We start from the raw sequence: 17,949 nt of genomic DNA on the forward strand, positions 1-17,949 counted from the left end.
TATTTCTTGTCTTGTATCTTTGAATATAGATTGCCTCTTAAAATATGTTAAAGGGCCAGATTTATAGTGATAATATCTGACTCCTTTTGCTTTATTATAAATTCATCTTTAAACCTGCCGATGCATAGGGAGATGCTCTGAAATAATACTCTTTATCTTGAAACATACTTTTCAATGTTCTATCTGTGATCTGAGCTGGTCGCCACAGATTCATACCAACGGTTAGCGGTATTGATATCTTTTCTCCTATTTTTATTTCTGGGCGAAAACCCGCAATCATATATAAATGTGAAAACATTTTATCTTTTCCTTCTTGTCGTAGTAGAGCTGTCTGGCCATTCATTTCTGCGATAAGATTTAACCGGAAATTTTTCGTCAAATCATATCCTACCGCCATTTCTAAGCCCTGCATAAGAGCTATCTTTACTGCAAATTTTCCCTCAGTTTTCCAGTTGAGATAAAGGGCAGGAAAGACCATTGGGAAACCAAAAGAATTGTTGACCATAATGCCACCCCCTAAATCCAAATTTGGTTTTAAGTGACGAATGAAAACAGTTCCGACATTGCCAAGTACATTTTTGAATCCTGCTTGTGAAAAATCAGTATTAGACATAAAAATACCTCCACCGATAGTCGCCAGTATAGACCACCGGTCGTTCAAAGGTCTCAAATGAGTTAGATTCATCCCAATATTTAATATTTCATCTACGACTAAGGGCGCTGTAAAGTTTTTATTGTCAAGCTTTGCATAAGCACCATTCGCACTTATAGCCCAGAGTGTGGGACGTTTATTTTCGTTCAATTTTAAAGATAGAGGAATCGTAATGTTAGCTTGGTGAACCATAGCAGCACCTTGGCTATCACCTACTTTTTCACTTTTTCCGTTCTCTGATTTTCGGTAGTCCGATTTTCCAATATATTCGGTTTTCATTTCTATTTGTACTTGTGCATCCACAAATTGGCAGGAAATAACCATTATAAATGCGAAAAGCACTGTTTTTTTAATTTCAAAATTTCTGATCATATGAAGTATCTAATTTTTATTAAGACAATTGGTAGGTACTTTACCCTTTATTTTTATTTCCAACGGCGATGTGTCCACAACCACCAACTAGGATCTTTTTGTATGCTTTTTTCCAGCATGGACGCAAATTGTTTAGTTATCAATCCTTCTGAAGTTGCTGCTGCATGATCACATATCGGTTTAATATCAAGTTCCCACACTTGTTTATTTAAGGGGTGTAAGGAAACATATCCTACATAGGTATCTAACTGTCTTGCTAGTTTTTCGGCGCCTGAAAACATGAAGGTAGGTTGCTGTAAAAACTCAACAGCAATTCCATTGTCATGTCCAGGAAATTGATCTGCAATAAAAAATGTAATGGAAGGAGTTTGTTTTTCCCGTAAAAGTATCCTTAATGCATGTTGAGCAGGCAACAGGCGCATACCATGTTTGGTCCTTTTTTTATAACTTAAATAATTTAAAAATCTGTTTTTTAAAGGTTTATATAGCGCTTGTGTAGGTATGTTTGTAAATTGTGGTATTTTCGTTATCAGCTCCCAATTTCCGTAATGACCTAATAACAGTATAGCTTGACTTCGTTGTTTTTGGAGCCTATTGATCGTTTCAAGGGCTGATTCTGATAAATGTAATTTTACCGGACGAGGATGAAAATTTTCCCATATAATACGGGCAAGATTTTGGTAGAAATTATGACGATGTATGTTAATTTCCTGATAGGACAAGTGAGGGAAGGCGCGAGCGAGATTTTGTACGCATACGCTTAGCCGATATTTACAAATCTTTCCAATGAAATAACCTAACATATTGATTGTTTTTAATGTTCCGAGAAATTTTAATACTATGCCGTAATTTGTGGAAGAACTAAATCCTGTTATTTCAGTACTTCAACAGGTATCTCTTTTATATCTGACAACCGGATGCTCCCTTACCCTTATTAATTTTTGAAAAAAGAAGAGGTCGGAGATTAATATAATACTAACCAGAAAATTAATCTTTATAGTCAGAACTGTTCTTATGTCACAATTACCTTTTAGACATATGTCCTGTAGAGGTTAAGTTTTCAGCGATATTTTTGTATAAAAAAAATATGCAAAAGAATATCTTAATTATTGGAGGTAAAGGATTGGTCGGGAAGACTATTTATCGGATACTTAAATCCAGAAATCCTGATGCTGACCTCTTCGTGGGAAGTCGGAAAGCTACTGTGGAAAATAATGAACTAACGATTGATGTCAACCAACCAGATACTTTTCAGTCTATTTTAGATAAAAAAATAGATATTATTGTGTTGAGTGTAAATGATAACGAAGACCATGTTTTACATTTTGCGGTTAAACACCATTTGGATTATATTGATATTACAAAACCCACTCCAGCATTGATGAAAGCCTACCACTCGCTCTTAGGTCATGATATCAATAGCCGAATTGTATTTGCATCGGGTTGGATGGGAGGAATAATTGCTGGTTTGATCAAGGCGAATGTAAACAGCATGACTGATATTGAAAAAGTTGATGTAGCCGTTTACTACTCTGTTAAAGATCTTGCAGGAGAAAGTTCAGCTCATTTTATGGCAGAAAATGTTTCCAAACCTTTTGTCCGATACCAGAACAATCAGCCCGTACAGATTAAACATTTTTTGGATACCGATTATTTTAATTTTGGGTTCGGAATCGGCCGTCGGCAAGTTTATAATTTCGACTTACCGGATTTGTATATCCTTAATAAAGTTGAAAAAATCTCAGATGTCTCTGTCAAGATGACCTATAATTCTAAATTTATAACCTGGTTATTAGGGACGATGCAACAATTTGGAATTTTTAATAGCCTGTCTCTTAATACTAGGAAGAAAGTTTTCGGATCGAGTGGAAATGGAGATTTAGCAGTCTTCGAAATTACTTTATCAACTACTGATGGGAAATTTAAGAAAATTAGTGTGCTCAGTGAAAAAGGGCAGGCTGAATTGACTGCCTTATCAACAGTTATACATATTGAATCTCTTTGCAAAAATGTTTTTAATAATCGTATCTATTTTGCGCATGAATTGCATACAAAACAGGACTTGCAGCAACAATTAGTGGAATATAAAACCATCAATGTAAAAATATATTAGTGGATGTGGCTAAAATGTAGTGTTTACAAATTTAATGACGCTAATGAAAAATATAGTAATTATCAATGGACATCCTAATAAAGATGCGCTAAACTTTGCTCTTGTAAAAGCCTATATTGAAGGAGCCGAACAATCAGGAGCCGAAATAAAAGAGATTACAATAGCAGATATGGAGTTTAATCCTAATCTCCAATATGGTTATCACAAACGTCTGGACCTAGAACCAGATTTAATCAAAGCTTGGGAAATGATTTTGTGGGCAGATCATCTTGTATGGGTACATCCGGTATGGTGGGGCGGATTGCCTGCCTTAATGAAGGGATTTATAGACCGTTTGTTTTTACCGGGTATGGCTTTTAAGTATCGACCTGACTCGATATTTTGGGATCGACTGTTGAAAGGTAAGACTGGGCATATCATTACGACGTTGGATCAGCCGGGCTGGTATTACCGTCTTATCTATGGAAGACCAAGTATCAATCAATTGAAAAAATCAACACTACAGTTTTGTGGTGTTACTCCAATAAAGGTAAGCTACATCGGTATTGTAAAAACAGCTGATGAAAATTTGCGGAAAAAGTGGATCGAAAAGGTTAAGAGGTGGGGAAAAGATAATCTGTAGAATTAATAATTTTTAAAAAGTGCCATATAAGTTTTAAAAATAACAAAGAAGCAGGTCTATTAAACTTGCTCCTTTGTTATACTTGTCTATGTTAATTATTGATTCCAGCCACCACCTAGTGATCGGTATAAATCGACAACAGCAGCAAGTTCTGCCTTCTTAACTTGTGCAAGTTCCAATTCACTTTGTAGCATATTGCTTTGAGCTGTGATGACTTCCAAGTAAGTTGCCATTCCGGTTTCGAAAAGCACATCGGCATGTTGAATAGCTTTCTTCAATCGATTAGTTCTTTGTAAAATGATGCGTTGTTTTTCTTTTAATTTCTCTATTGAAATTAAAGCATCAGATACTTCACCAACTGCTGTGATCACTGTTTGTTTAAATCGGATAACATTTTTTTCTTGATCAATTTGTGCGATTTCGTATTGTGTTTTTAGTTCACGACGTTGAAATATAGGCTGGGTAATACTTCCTGCTACGGCACCAAATAGGGAAGCTGGTATGTTGAACCAATTGCTGCTTTTGAAAGCATTGATTCCAGCTTCGGCACTGATAACTAAGGAAGGATACATCCTAGCTTTAGCATATTGTTGATAGGCTTTGGAACTGGTAACAGCAAGTTCTGCTTGCTTAACATCAGGTCTACGGCTCAATAAATCGGCAGGTACACCCGCAGACCAATGGTCAGGAAGTTGAATATTTGCCAGTTTTTCTTTGATTTTAATCTCCTGCGGTAGTCTACCACTCAACGTCTGAATGGCATTCTCTTGTAAATGGATCTGCTGTTCAAAATCTGGAATAAGACTGGCTGCTGCTAGACGTTGTGCATCCACCTGCTCTACAGCTAACATACTGATGTCACCAACTTCGTATTGTTGTTGGACAATGCGTAAGGTACTGTCGCTAAGACGTAGATTTTGCTGTGCAATCTCATGTAGCTGATAAAGCATAAGCAATTGGTAATATCCCTGTGCTACTTGAGAAATCAGTTGTGTCTGTACAGCTTTTTTTGCTTCTTCGGTCTGTAAATAAGAAGCTAATGCTGCGGTATTTTGACTCTTGATCTTTCCCCATAGATCGGCTTCCCACGATAGTCCTAACGATGCTGTATAATCTTCAACATGATTTTGACCTAGAAATTGTCCTAGACTCAACCCATTCATACTGTTATTGGATGGATTAGTACTGTTTGCCTTTATCTGCAATTGCAAATTTGGCAAATAGTTAGCTTTAGCTTGTTTTAACATCAGCTGCGATGACTCGATGTTTTTGATGGCGAGTTGCATGTCTACATTTTGATGGATGGCACTATCAATCAGAACTTGTAAAATAGGGTCTTGAAAGAAGTCTCGCCATGGAATGGAACCGATGCTCGTTTCTTTTGCTCCTTCTTCTTGATCACGAAACTGTGTAGGAAGGGGAGGAGCAAGATCCTTGTTGCTGATCAGTTTATCGGTTTTACAAGACCATACAACAAGGGGTAATATGAAAGCCATCAGTATGTTTACTTTTATATTCATGTATTTCAATTTTGTCATTGTTTCACTAAACATTAGTATGTGCGGGTACTCTAACCACTTCTGATTGGTCAAATTCTTGTTTTTCCGTAGGCTTTGGACTTACTTTCTCTTTTATATATTGGAAGAAAATAAAAAGTACCGGAATGATGAATAGGCCAAGTACAACTCCACTGAGCATACCGCCTGCAGCGGCAATACTAATAGAGTGATTTCCTTGCGCTGAAGGACCAACTGCCGTCATCATTGGGATCATTCCTACGATAAAAGCGAGAGAGGTCATAATGATAGGCCTCAGACGTAATTTTGCAGCTTTTAGAGCAGCACTTGCAATCGAAAGTCCTCGTTTACGTCCCTGAATAGCAAATTCAACGATAAGAATGGCGTTTTTGGCTAATAAGCCGATCAGCATAACCAAGGCAACTTGAACATAAATATTATTGGATATATCTGTTAGACTAATCGCAGCAAATACGCCGAAGATTCCTGTTGGAATAGATAGGATAACTGCTAATGGAATGATATAACTTTCATATTGCGCAGCAAGCAGGAAGTAAACAAATATCAAACACAAGATGAAAATAAGAGTAGACTGTCCACCCGAAACAATTTCCTCTTTTGTCATACCTGAGAATTCATAAGTATATCCTGTAGGGAGGTGCTGTTGTGCTACCTCTTCTACCGCACGAATAGCATCTCCTGAACTGTATCCAGGTTTTGGAATCGCATTGATACCAATAGAATTGAATAGGTTATAGCGTGATGCGGTCTCCGGACCATATACACGTGTCATGGTAACCAGCGTATTGATAGGAACCATATCTCCCTGACGATTTTTAACGAAAATCCCGTCCATAGAAGAGGGCTCGGTACGGTCTTGTACGTCAGCCTGAACCATGACGCGGTAATACTTGCCGAATCGGTTAAAGTCCGAAGCCTGCGAGCTTCCGAAGTATGCCTGCATGGTCTGCAAAATACTTTTGGTACTTACACCGAGCTGTTCAGCCTTGATGTCATCAACCTGCAGTTCGTACTGCGGATAGTCGGCTTTGAATGTGGTAAAGGCCATCATAATTTCAGGACGTTGCATCAGTTCTCCAATGAACTGTTGTCCTACAGTACTAAATTTACCCAGTTGGCCACCAGTTCGATCTTGTAAAACCATATCAAGTCCATCAACGTTACTAAATCCAGGAACAGTAGGGAAAGTAAAGACGAAAAAATTGGCACCTTTAATTTTAGATAATTTCTGGTTAACATCAGCCATAATAGCATTGATATCTTTTATAGCTCCCCGTTCTTTATGTGATTTAAGTAAGATAAAAGCCACACCAGCAGATGGGCTAGTTGACTGTGTCAAAATATTGAAGCCGGCTAAAACATTCAATGTTTTTGTAAAATCGGCATGTTGCAACTGTTGTTCTGCTTCGGCTAATGCGCTTGATGTACGGTCTAAAGATGCTCCTGCTGGCATTGAAAGAGATATTGCAATAAAACCCTGGTCTTCCGAAGGAATAAAACCAGTTGGAGTCTTGCGAATCATGACAACAGTAAGCAGTAATATCACGCCCAAAGCACCAAATGCAATCCATTTGTAACGAATTAAGAAACGCAGACTACCTATATAGTTTTTAGTTAATCGATCAAAACCGACATTAAATCCAGCAAAAAAGCGTTCTTTAAAGTTGAGTTGCTTTTTATCAGATTGGTTATGATGCGTAGGCTTTAAAAAAAGTGCACAGAGTGCCGGGCTCAAAGTCAACGCATTGATAGCTGAAATAACAATAGCAATGGCCAATGTAAAAGCAAACTGCCGATAAAATACGCCTGTTGATCCCTCCATAAATCCGATTGGAAGGAATACCGCCGACATAACTAATGTAATGGAAATAATGGCTCCTGTGATTTCACTCATGGCCGATGTTGTGGCTAGTTTTGGAGACAGATGTTCATTCTCCATCTTAGCATGTACAGCTTCGACGACGACAATAGCATCATCGACCACAATACCGATGGCGAGGACAAGTGCAAATAGTGTCAGCAAGTTGATCGAGAAACCAAATAACTGCATGAAGAAGAAGGTTCCGACGATCGCTACAGGAACTGCTATGGCAGGAATCAATGTTGATCTAAAATCTTGTAAGAATAGGAATACGACTAAAAATACCAGTATAAAAGCTTCTATTAAAGTATGTTTAACTTGGTCGATGGATTGATCCAAAGCATCTTTCGTATTATAAAGCACTAAGTATTTGACCCCTTTTGGAAAACTTAATGAAGCTTTTTCCATAAACTCCTGGATCGCAATCTGAATTTCATTGGCATTGGAACCTGCCAATTGCATTACACCGATATTAAGTCCAGGTTTACCATTGATTCGAGTGTGGCTAGCATAGGTATAAGAACCCAATTCAACACGGGCAACATCCTTAAGTCTTAAAACCGAACCGTCTGTATTAGAACGGATAATAATGTTTTCGTAATCGCTTGGCTGGTTAAGTTTTCCTTTGTATTTGATAACAAATTCGAAAGCCTCTTTACTGCTTTCTCCGAATTTTCCTGGAGCTGCTTCAACGTTTTTATCCTGAATGGCCGCCATGACTTCCTCTGGTGTCAGTTTGTAAGTCGCCATCTGATTAGGCTTGAGCCATACACGCATCGAATAATCTTTACTTCCACCAAAAGGCAATGCTTGTCCTACTCCGGGTATCCGTTTAAGTTCTGGAATGATATTGATCTGCGCATAATTGGTGATAAAGGTTTGATCGTATTTACTCTCATCTTCCGTATATAGATCTAATACCATGATCAAACTGTTTTGCTGTTTTGCCGTTGTGATCCCTGCCTGTACAACTTCGCTTGGAAGTTGGCTAGTGGCTTGGGAAACACGGTTTTGAACATTGACCGCTGCTTGATCGGGATCGGTTCCCAATTTGAAATAAACGGTAATCATGAGCGATCCATCATTACTAGCTGTGGAACTCATGTAACTCATATTTTCCACTCCATTGATGGACTCTTCAAGAGAGGGGGCTACAGCACGGAGTACCGTTTCGGCATTTGCTCCGGGATAAAGTGCCGTAACTTGCACCGCTGGTGGAGCAATATCGGGAAACTGTTGCAAAGGAAGTTTTAGGATCCCGATGATCCCCAATATGACGAGCAGAATGGAGATAACTGTAGCAAGTACGGGTCTTTCTATAAATTTTTTAAACATTTTGTTTATCGTATTATGTTTTAGTTGATGCTGTCTTTAGGTAGTGCTTGTGGGGTGATCACTTGACCATCTTGAAGCAAATCAATTCCCTTATATACGATACGGTCTCCTTCTTTAAGGCCGTTACTAACGAGGTAATTGGATCCGCTTTTGCCGATGACTGTGATAGGCTGTTGCACTACTTTGTTTTCTTTGTTAACAGTATAAACGAAAATTTTATCCTGCATCTCGAGGGTTGCCATTTGTGGTACCAATAGCGTATTGTCATATTTTTTCTGCAATCGTACACGTCCCGTATTTCCATTTCTTAAAACACCTTCGGGATTCTTGAAAGTAGCACGTAAAGTAATGGCTCCGGTGTTTTTGTCAAATTGACCGTCCACCATATCGATCTTACCAGTTTGATCATATATACTTTGATCAGATAGCACTAAGTTAATCGGAGGAAGATTGTTTAATTTTTGTTGTAAATTGCTTCCTGCTGTGTTGTTTTTGAATGCAATGAAATCATTCTCGCCTAGAGAAAAATATACATGTAGATCCTGTACATCAGACAGAGCCGTTAATGGTTGTGCATCAGATGGGCTAACCAAACTTCCTTGTTTTTTTTGCAATCTTCCGATAAAGCCATCAGATGTGGCACGGATCAACGTATATCCAACATTTATTTTAGCGGATTCAATTGCTGAAATGGCAAGTTGAACATTTGCTTCTGCTGCATTTCGGGCGCTGATTGCTGTTTTGAGTTGGAAATCTGTCAATACCTTATTATTGACTAACCGTGTCTTTTTCTCTACTTCTAAAGATGCATTTTCTAATGCTGCACGGGCAGATAGTAAATTAGCTTTCGCTTGATTAAGTTGCTCTTGATAAGGACGATCATTAATTTTGAAGAGTGCCTGACCTTTCTTAACTTTTGCTCCTTCATCGACAAAAATACGGTCCAAAATACCTTCTACTTGAGGTCTGATTTCAATGTTGGCCGATGCTTCGATGCTAGCAGGATATTCCTGATAGACTGTTTCCTCACCGTTTGATATGGTCATTACCGGTAAGTTAGCAGGGGGAGGAGGTGCTGGTTTGCTTGTTCCTGTGGTACAGCTGTACAGGAAAATTGCAGGTAAAAAATAAAGCGACTTTACTACATTAAGTTGTTTAACACTGTTAAGTGATAAGACGTAAATTCTCTTAAAATCTAGTAATAGATGTGTTTTCATGTTATATTAAAAATTGAGGTATGGTATATTTAACGCTGTTAAATCCTTTAACGTTGTATTATTTAAGGTAAAAAAAACTAATCAGTAAGCGAACGTGTAATTCCGTAAATCGCGTCTTTTAAAACTTGTTGGTTGGTAATATCTCCATTACCTTGATTCACCAGATTTATCGATATTAATCCATGTATAATAGACCAGTATGTAAAGTACTTTCTGCAGATCAGTTCTTCCGAAGGATTTTTTTCTTTCATAATTTCTCGGATAACGTCACTGATCATCTTCCCGTGTGATTCAGCACATTTATATGTTTTTTCAAAACCACAGCAGGCAGTTCCGACACCAAACATTAATTGATAAAGTTCACGTTCCTCGAATGCAAAATCCCAATAGCTAAACCACATAGTTTCCAATTGTTTTTCCAGATTTGTTTCTGTAGATTTTGCTTCTTTTACTTTTTGGGCAAGGAGCCTGTAACCTTGGTTAGCAAGTTCTGTTAAGATAGCATCTTTGTTTGCAAAATATTCATAAATCATGGGTGCCGTATATTCAATGATATCGGCGATCTTACGCATGCTCAATGCTTGCCAGCCCTCTTCTTTTACAATCTGAAGAGAGGCGCCAAGAATATTGCTTCTATTTTCGTCTTTAAGACGTTGTATGCGATCTTTACTAGCCATGCCTTATAAGCATAAATGATTTAACAGTGTTAAGACAAAATTCTGATTTTTACTTTTTATTTGTGACATATCAAAGTCATTAAATAAAAAAGAGTAATAAAACATGAGTCATGTAAAATAAACCTGTTTTTTGTCATCATTTGATTTTATGAGAAAGAACATATAAATTAGTGAAAATATATTTTTTAAAATTCATAGATCTGATAGATAGATGTTTACAAAATATGCTTAAATAAAACAAAGCCATACCTTTTCAGATTGGCTTTGTTTTAAGAAAATTAGGAATCACTTATTTGTTCCACCATAATTTATTCGTAATCACATCATCGCCCTGTTGTGCAAGCGAAGCCTGATAGTTGACTTTATTGGTGCTTTGCTCTTTAATCGGGTAAACCAGACGACTAGGGATAGCATCTCCGATTTCAGGATTGAAAGTATAGGTAATAGGCTTTCCATCTACAGTACCACTCCATACCACATCTCCCTTTTTAATTAAGAATAAAGGATAACCGGTACGTCTCACTTCAGACCATGATTCAACGCTTTGATTGAATAAAGCTAAATATTTTTGTGATAGTACGCGTTCTTTATTAGCTGCAGGCAGCTTGTCTAAGTAAGCAGTAATGTCGGATGCAGCCACCCCCCATTTCTCTAGGGATGCACGTGTACCATTGATATATTGAGTTTGATCCCAATTGTTGTTCTCGGATAATAAGAAGGCAACTTCTGCATACTCCAATAATACCTCAGCATAATCTGCTGCATTGATGATATCTCCAGGTAAAGAAATCTTTTCTAGGGGAAATAAATTGCCGGCAGCTAAAGGTAATCCATATGGCTGGCCAAAATAGCTACCATTTTCAGTCGTTGGTTTTGCATATTTAGTTAGTCTAGGATCTACGATTGTAAATGGACCTCTTTTCCCTTGTAAAGCTTCTACGATGACATTAGAAAGCGCAAAATCTTTTCTATTTGCCGTAACTGTGGCACGGTATAATGGTGCTTCATTTGGTGAAGTTTTTGAATACTTAAATGTCGCATTGTCACTATTGGAGGTGAATACGCCTTTTTTTATAGCATCATTAATATGAGTGTTTGCTAAGTTGGCATCTTTTGTTTTGATGCGTGTCGCTAAACGTAAACGAAGAGAATTCGCAAATTTAGCCCATTTTCCATTATCACCTTTATAAATAACATCAGACGTACCAAAAGTTTTATCCCCTTGGTATTTGATTAAAGTATCTGCAGCCTGTTGTAATTCAGTGAGGATATCCTTGTAAATCTTTTCTTGACTAGCATATTTTGGAGTCAAGTTATCCGGATTCTGTTGCAAAGCCTGAAAATCTGGATCAGCGTTACCAAAGGATTGATACGGAATATTACCAAACACATCAGTTAATGAGTGGAAAGCATAAGATTTTAAAATGCGCGCAATGGCAATTTGATTGACATTGCTACCTGCTGTTCCTGCCGAAGCAGTTGCTTTCGTTTTTTCATCTGAATTGAGGTTAATAATTTCATTCAGGTTATTTAGTGATTTATAAGTTGCTGTCCAATAATTATCTGAGTAATTTGTTGGTATTTGATAGCGAGACTGATCGGTGTAAATATTTTGTGCAAAGTATTGCGAAAATAATTGTGCCCCTCTTAAGCTGATATCTTCGCTGCGCAGCGCATTCACTAATTGTTTTTCGGCCGTCACTAGTAATGTCGGTGTTGTTACAAAAGTGGGACGATTGGGATCGGTATTGATCTCTGCAAATTTAGACTTCGAACATGAAGATGCAACAATTGAAATACCGATTACTGAAGTATATAATATATTAATTATTTTCATTTTTTTAGAATTTAAGATTCAAATTGAAACCATAAGTGACAGGCAAAGGAATATTTCCTCCTTCAATGCCTTGGACATTACCGCCACTAGAAGTAAACTCGGGATCAATGTATTTACTTTTGGTATAAATATTCCAAAGATTACGGCCATAGACATTTACACCAATATTTTTAATGACTTTGGTATTGGTCAATTTGAAATTATAACCTAACGTAACTTCTCTTAATTTAACAAATGTAGCGTCAAAAATTGAAAATGTAGTCGGACCATTGTATTCATTACGTGCCCATTGTTGAGCGGTGATATTAGTTGTGTTTTGTTGAATATTAGTTACATCGTACGTCCCATCGCTATTGAATGCAACGTCACCTTTAACTCCATCAAGTACAATTCCTGTTTCACGAATATTATTAGCGGCTGTTTTATCCAGAATACCAGAATACATACCTACCTTATAGGTTTGTGAGAAGAATTTACCTCCAACACGACCGGACACTAGAAAACCTAAATTGAAGTTTTTGTAATGAAAGCTATTTTGAAAACCAAAAGTAAAGTCAGGAAGAATTGATCCTAATGGTACTAATTGTGAGGTCTTCATGTAGGTGCCATCTGCTTGAATGACACGTTGTCCATCGGAAGCATAAACAAAATCATAACCCAAAAATTGACCGTAAGATTGTCCCTCTCTTGCCACTAATTGGACTAAGGAATTGCTTAAATTTAGCGTATTGACTTGGTCGTCTAGTTTAACAACTTTGTTTTTATTTTTTGCCCAGTTTATTGTTGCATCCCAACTAAAGTTTTCTGTTTTGATCGGAGTACCATTAAGAACAATTTCGATACCTTTATTATTCATCTTACCTGCATTAAGCCATTTGGCTTCATATCCAAAAGACGAAGATACTGGAACTGGGAAAATTTGATTTCTTGTCGTGTTGTTGTAATACGTAACATCCAAACCTAGACGGTTCTTGAATAACTGAAAGTTGATACCCGTTTCCCATGATCCTGTCCGTTCAGGAACAAGTTGATCGTTTGGTTTTATTGCTGGTGCTGTATAAGAAGGGGAACCTTCAAAAGATTGTTCTGCCTCATACAATTTTGCAAGTTGATATGGTTCCGTATCATTACCTACATCCGACCAACCCAATCGAACTTTACCAAAACTTAACCATGGCAAATTTTTAAATGGTTCTAGATTACTAAAAACAAAACTTCCCGCCAAAGATGGATAAATATAGGACCAATTTGAAGAAGGAAGCGTTGAGGACCAGTCATTACGAATTGTAGCATCTAAATAAAATAAATCATTATATCCAAAAGAGGCACTTCCAAAAACTGAAGCGATGCGTTTGTGATATTTGAAATTATCTATTTTAACAGAATTTGCATTTTTTAAATTATAGTAATTAGGTAGAATTAATCCCCCTTGGGTTATAGCATAGTTATTTTGCCAGCTTTTGTCTCGGATATTTCCACCAGCAAATGCCACAAGTGAAAATTTATCCCAGTTCTTTTTAGCAGTCGCTATAAACTCATAATTATACTCATTGAGTTTATTGTTTGTTTCTTCATATTGCGATGTGCTTCGCGAGTATACGGCAATACGGTCCTGTGCTTGCAATGAATAGATATCACCATGTACCTTTGCACCCACGGTTAACCAGCTATTCACATTGTATTCAGCTCCGATATTTCCATAGAAACGATCTCTACTGTCTTCTATGTAAGATTCATATGCTGACCAGTACGGATTGTCTATAAAACGAGTTGCTTCAGCAGCAGGTGTATTTTGCCAGCCTGTACGGTTCCAAGCTAATGGTGTTCCATCTGCACGTTTGTAGTTTTCAAGTATTTTATAGTCGACTTGTACTGCACCCCACTGGAAAGCTTCAAGAATAATATTTCTATTGGAAGCACCAGTCCATGGGCGGCCTACAGAAGAGTTACGGATGTAATTAAAATTGGAGGTTATTTTGACTTTTCCCAATTGTGTGCCACCAGAAAAATTAAATGCATTTCGTGTCAAACTTGAATTCGGGGTGGTACCTTCTACATTTTTATTGGTGTATGAAAAGCGGTAATTGGTGCTACCACTGTTACCTGCAATGGCAAAATTGTTGGTATTAGCTATTCCAGTTCTGAAAAAATAGCTAACATCATTTTTTGGATAAAGCCAAGGTGTTGGATTCAGATAATTCGCGTCATCTTCAGGGTTGAGGTTATACCATTGTAACACCGGTGTTCCATCTAGTTTTGGACCCCAGCTTTCGTCGGAAGCATAATCTACAATTTTGTAGTCTTTTCCATTGATGTTCTGTGTTTGAAAATTGGTCGAATAACCCTGGCCGTAAAGATGTTGTCTTTTGGGCAATCGGGTAATATTCTCAAAGTCAATACCAGTATTAAGAGATATTTCGACCTTTTCACCCTTTGATGCACGTTTTGTGGTGATCATAATAACACCGTTTGCTGCTCTCGATCCATATAGTGCTGCTGCTGTCGCCCCTTTTAATACAGAGATATTTTCAATATCATCTGGATTAAGATCCTGAATCATGTTACCTATATCTTTTCCCGCGCTACCATTGATTGTAGAACTTGAATTAAAGTCTGTATTGTCAATAGGCGTACCATCAACTACGTAGAGAGGCTGGTTATTGTTTGAGATTGAATTGATGCCGCGGAGCAAGACGGAAGATGAACCGCCCATATTTCCACCTGAAGTTGTAACTTGAAGACCAGCAACCTTTCCTGATAATGCACTTAACGCATTGGTAGGGCGAGTTTGTAACTCAGTTCCTTTTACTTCTTGTACAGCATATCCCAAAGATCTTTTCTCTCTTGATATACCTAATGCAGTTACAACAACTTCGTTAAGCTGTGAACTAGTAGGTGATAACTGTATCGTATTTAAGCCTGAAATATTTGCTTGAATCGTTTTAGTTTCAAATCCAATGTATTGTATTTGTAGTGTAACCGTATTTTCGTTTGACGGAAATTCAAATAAACCATTTACATCAGTTTGAACCTGCTTTTTACTTGAAATATCAGTAATAGTAGCACCTTGAATGGCAGTATTGTGCTCATCAACTACTTTTCCTTTTATGGTAGATTGTGCGTACAGTGTGCTTGAGCTAAGGCAAAGCGCTGCTGCGACGACAAAATTTATTGTATGTTTTGTCATGTTAATAAAATGTAATATATGAAGTTAGGGAGTCTTTTGTTATAGGAGATAATTGTATATCATTAAGCTAAAGTACCTCCTAGAAGCATTCGTTTTATGTACATACAGGTAGTGTGTTTTTTCATTATTTTTTGTTAATGATGCAAATATATAAAATCCACCTGATAAGTAGTCTTTGTTTTTGTATTTTTTGTTAAAAAAATGTTAAAATGTGCTCTTGTTGCATTTAAATGCTACTTTGATAAAATTGGTTGGATTTAAGTATGTCATCTTTTTCATCATTATTTATGATTTATAAAAAAAGTCGATATCTCAAGATATCGACTTTTCCAAATGTTTTTTTATACTCAGTTTATCTATTTTATCTTGCACCTGGAGGACAATGCTGTTTTAAATAATTTGTAAACAGAGTTTTCAGATGTTGAGAAGTTCCTTCTCCTTCATTGATGGAATGACTTCGATTTGGATAAGACATGAACTGAAATTGCACATTGTTTTTAACGAGCTCATTGATGAGCACTTCTGCATTTTGGTAATGTACATTATCATCTCCAGTGCCATGAATGTACAAAAGATTACCTTTGATATTTTTGGCATATTTTAGTGGTGAACCGTTCTGGAAATCTTCTAAATTTTCCTGCGGTAAACCCATATATCTTTCTTGATAAACATTATCATACAATAATTGATCGGCAACAGCAGCAATAGCTATTCCTGTCTTATAGATTTCGGGATATTGTCCCAATAGATTTAAAGTACTGGAACCTCCTCCGCTCCAGCCCCATACTGCGATACGCGAACTATCTACAAAAGACCATTTAAGTATTTCTTTTGCTCCCAATGCCTGATCTCTGATATTGAGCTGTCCGATTTTGCGGTAGATACTTTTACGCCATTCAGTACCTTTGGGCGCAGGTGCACCTCTATTTTCCAATGAAATGTAGATGTAACCGTCTTTAGACATATTGCCACTATATAAGCTGTTCATACCAGCTCTAAAATTGTCCAATACAGTTTGTGAAGCAGGTTCGCCGTACACCATGAAAACTACGGGATACTTCTTGTTGGGATTGAAATTCGAAGGTTTGACCATCCAGCCATCTAAACTAACACCATCTGCTGTTGTTACTTTGAAAAATTCAGTTATCCCATCTTCAGGTTTTTTACTTATTGTATCTCTGAAATCGATTAAAGTTTTGTGGGTTGGTAATTCAATTAAAGCATTGCTCTTGGCTGTTTTGTTGTTACTAAAATTGAAGATCGCGATTTGCCCATTTTTGGCAATATCATATTCACAAGTTCCTGAAAATGCTTCCGGTGTAAGTCTTTTTGGAGCTCCACCTTTGGTTGATACCGAATAAAGATATTTTTGTGTTGCATTATTTGGTGAAGCACTGAAATAAATGATTTCTCTTTTTGCATCGAACAATTCAATATCGATGACATCATAGTCTGCATGCGTGATTAATTTCTCATTGCCTTGAAGATCGATTTGATAGATCTTACGCCAACCTTCTTTTTCTGAAACCCAAATGAAAGCTTTGCCATTTTGAATCCAGTCCCATCCGGTTGGATCGTTATTGTTCCAACGTGATTTAATATCTATCCATGAATCATTTTTTTCATTATGGATATTTTTAGCGTTATTAGTAGCAACATCTATTAAATAAATTTTACTTTCGTTTTGTTTTCTATTAAGTTGCTGTAAGATGACTTGTTTGCTGTCTAGACTCCACTCCATCCTTGGAATGTAGTGCTGAATAGCATCTCCAGGAACTTGTATCTGTGTCGTCGCATCTGTAGCTAATTGGTAAGTCCATATGGTGCATGCGCTAGGTGCTTGACCCACTTTTGGATATTCAATAGGTATTGTATAAGAGTAGATACTATCGGTATTATTGATCATTAAGAAATTACGAATAGCGCGTGCGTCGAGTTTCCAGTAGGCAATAGCATTTCCATCTGGAGACCACCTAAAACCATCTTTGCATCCAAATTCTTCTTCATAGACCCAATCAAATGTTCCATTTATAATACGATCAGTACCATCTGTCGTAATTTGTTTTATTGCCCCTGTTGCAAGATCTTCAACATAAATATTATGATTGGATTTAACCACATATGCTACTTTGGTACCCTGTGGATTAAATTTAGCAAACATCAGTTGAGACACGGGGAAAGATGCGCCAAGTTGAGTCAACTGGTTTGTTTTCTTGTCAAAGACCCAATAGTCGCCTCTCGTTTCCTCACGCCAGACTCTTTTGCTATTGGTGTACAATAAAATACGTTCTTTATTATTCGAAATGGAAAAATGACTTATCTCTAATGCATTAGTTTTACCTGTAGGTACAAGCAATTTATTTGCTAGAAATAGCGTGCGTTGAGCACTTTTGGGATTGATGAGTTCAATACCCTTTTCAGAGAATTCATAATATTGTCCATCATCTTCTGCCCAAAATCGCTGTGCCAATAGCAAATTTGGAAAGTAGCATACTATTAGTAATAGTATTATAATACGTATATTTTTCATGTATATTT

Annotated in this window: 11 protein-coding genes; 2 read left to right on the plus strand and 9 right to left on the minus strand. The window is 37.1% G+C overall.

What is annotated here, in order from left to right; genetic code table 11:
- Positions 1–94: 94 nt before the first annotated feature.
- Both ACFS6I_RS22000 and ACFS6I_RS22005 read right to left on the minus strand, forming a co-directional pair.
- Positions 95–1,024 carry a DUF6268 family outer membrane beta-barrel protein gene (locus ACFS6I_RS22000; protein WP_380923784.1) on the minus strand — a complete coding sequence of 310 codons (930 nt, stop codon included), beginning with the start codon at positions 1,022–1,024 and terminating at the stop codon, positions 95–97.
- Positions 1,025–1,077: 53 nt separating this feature from the next.
- Entirely contained in the window at positions 1,078–1,827 is a 750-nt protein-coding gene (locus ACFS6I_RS22005; protein ID WP_380923786.1) for a lysophospholipid acyltransferase family protein, read from the minus strand.
- A gap of 284 nt (positions 1,828–2,111) precedes the next feature.
- Here ACFS6I_RS22005 and ACFS6I_RS22010 point away from each other — a divergent pair, with 284 nt between their 5' ends.
- Both ACFS6I_RS22010 and ACFS6I_RS22015 read left to right on the plus strand, forming a co-directional pair.
- Positions 2,112–3,137 carry a hypothetical protein gene (locus tag ACFS6I_RS22010; protein ID WP_380923787.1) on the plus strand — a complete coding sequence of 342 codons (1,026 nt, stop codon included), beginning with the start codon at positions 2,112–2,114 and terminating at the stop codon, positions 3,135–3,137.
- 43 nt (positions 3,138–3,180) lie between these two features.
- Positions 3,181–3,759 carry an NAD(P)H-dependent oxidoreductase gene (locus ACFS6I_RS22015; RefSeq protein ID WP_380923789.1) on the plus strand — a complete coding sequence of 193 codons (579 nt, stop codon included), beginning with the start codon at positions 3,181–3,183 and terminating at the stop codon, positions 3,757–3,759.
- Between the two features lie 95 nt (positions 3,760–3,854).
- Here the strand turns inward: ACFS6I_RS22015 and ACFS6I_RS22020 are convergent, their stop codons facing one another.
- The 7 genes from ACFS6I_RS22020 to ACFS6I_RS22050 form a co-directional block, all read right to left on the minus strand.
- The gene (locus tag ACFS6I_RS22020) at positions 3,855–5,279 is read right to left on the minus strand and encodes an efflux transporter outer membrane subunit (RefSeq protein ID WP_380923791.1); all 1,425 of its coding nucleotides are present in this window, start codon (positions 5,277–5,279) and stop codon (positions 3,855–3,857) included.
- Between the two features lie 25 nt (positions 5,280–5,304).
- Complete coding sequence (locus ACFS6I_RS22025) at positions 5,305–8,493, minus strand: efflux RND transporter permease subunit (RefSeq protein WP_380923792.1); 3,189 nt, start codon at positions 8,491–8,493, stop codon at positions 5,305–5,307.
- 20 nt (positions 8,494–8,513) lie between these two features.
- Positions 8,514–9,710, minus strand: coding sequence for an efflux RND transporter periplasmic adaptor subunit (locus ACFS6I_RS22030; RefSeq protein ID WP_380923794.1), 1,197 nt, complete (start codon positions 9,708–9,710; stop codon positions 8,514–8,516).
- A 77-nt stretch (positions 9,711–9,787) separates the two neighbouring features.
- Positions 9,788–10,387 carry a TetR/AcrR family transcriptional regulator gene (locus ACFS6I_RS22035; RefSeq protein ID WP_380923796.1) on the minus strand — a complete coding sequence of 200 codons (600 nt, stop codon included), beginning with the start codon at positions 10,385–10,387 and terminating at the stop codon, positions 9,788–9,790.
- Between the two features lie 289 nt (positions 10,388–10,676).
- A complete protein-coding gene (locus tag ACFS6I_RS22040) occupies positions 10,677–12,224 on the minus strand; it encodes a SusD/RagB family nutrient-binding outer membrane lipoprotein (RefSeq protein ID WP_380923798.1) in 1,548 nt (515 codons plus the stop codon).
- Between the two features lie 4 nt (positions 12,225–12,228).
- Positions 12,229–15,411, minus strand: a complete 3,183-nt coding sequence (locus ACFS6I_RS22045; RefSeq protein ID WP_380923800.1) for a SusC/RagA family TonB-linked outer membrane protein — start codon at positions 15,409–15,411, stop codon at positions 12,229–12,231.
- Between the two features lie 361 nt (positions 15,412–15,772).
- Positions 15,773–17,941 carry a S9 family peptidase gene (locus ACFS6I_RS22050; protein ID WP_380923802.1) on the minus strand — a complete coding sequence of 723 codons (2,169 nt, stop codon included), beginning with the start codon at positions 17,939–17,941 and terminating at the stop codon, positions 15,773–15,775.
- Between the last annotated feature and the right edge of the window lie 8 nt (positions 17,942–17,949).

The organism is Sphingobacterium anhuiense, from assembly GCF_042686355.1.
GTDB lineage: Bacteria > Bacteroidota > Bacteroidia > Sphingobacteriales > Sphingobacteriaceae > Sphingobacterium > Sphingobacterium anhuiense.

Bases quoted from the DNA above. Each gene is read 5' to 3' on its own strand.
- ACFS6I_RS22000 (WP_380923784.1), bottom strand. From the start codon at position 1,024: ATGATCAGAAATTTTGAAATTAAAAAAACAGTGCTTTTCGCATTTATA.
- ACFS6I_RS22005 (WP_380923786.1), bottom strand. From the start codon at position 1,827: ATGTTAGGTTATTTCATTGGAAAGATTTGTAAATATCGGCTAAGCGTA.
- ACFS6I_RS22010 (WP_380923787.1), top strand. From the start codon at position 2,112: ATGCAAAAGAATATCTTAATTATTGGAGGTAAAGGATTGGTCGGGAAG.
- ACFS6I_RS22015 (WP_380923789.1), top strand. From the start codon at position 3,181: ATGAAAAATATAGTAATTATCAATGGACATCCTAATAAAGATGCGCTA.
- ACFS6I_RS22020 (WP_380923791.1), bottom strand. From the start codon at position 5,279: ATGAATATAAAAGTAAACATACTGATGGCTTTCATATTACCCCTTGTT.
- ACFS6I_RS22025 (WP_380923792.1), bottom strand. From the start codon at position 8,493: ATGTTTAAAAAATTTATAGAAAGACCCGTACTTGCTACAGTTATCTCC.
- ACFS6I_RS22030 (WP_380923794.1), bottom strand. From the start codon at position 9,710: ATGAAAACACATCTATTACTAGATTTTAAGAGAATTTACGTCTTATCA.
- ACFS6I_RS22035 (WP_380923796.1), bottom strand. From the start codon at position 10,387: ATGGCTAGTAAAGATCGCATACAACGTCTTAAAGACGAAAATAGAAGC.
- ACFS6I_RS22040 (WP_380923798.1), bottom strand. From the start codon at position 12,224: ATGAAAATAATTAATATATTATATACTTCAGTAATCGGTATTTCAATT.
- ACFS6I_RS22045 (WP_380923800.1), bottom strand. From the start codon at position 15,411: ATGACAAAACATACAATAAATTTTGTCGTCGCAGCAGCGCTTTGCCTT.
- ACFS6I_RS22050 (WP_380923802.1), bottom strand. From the start codon at position 17,941: ATGAAAAATATACGTATTATAATACTATTACTAATAGTATGCTACTTT.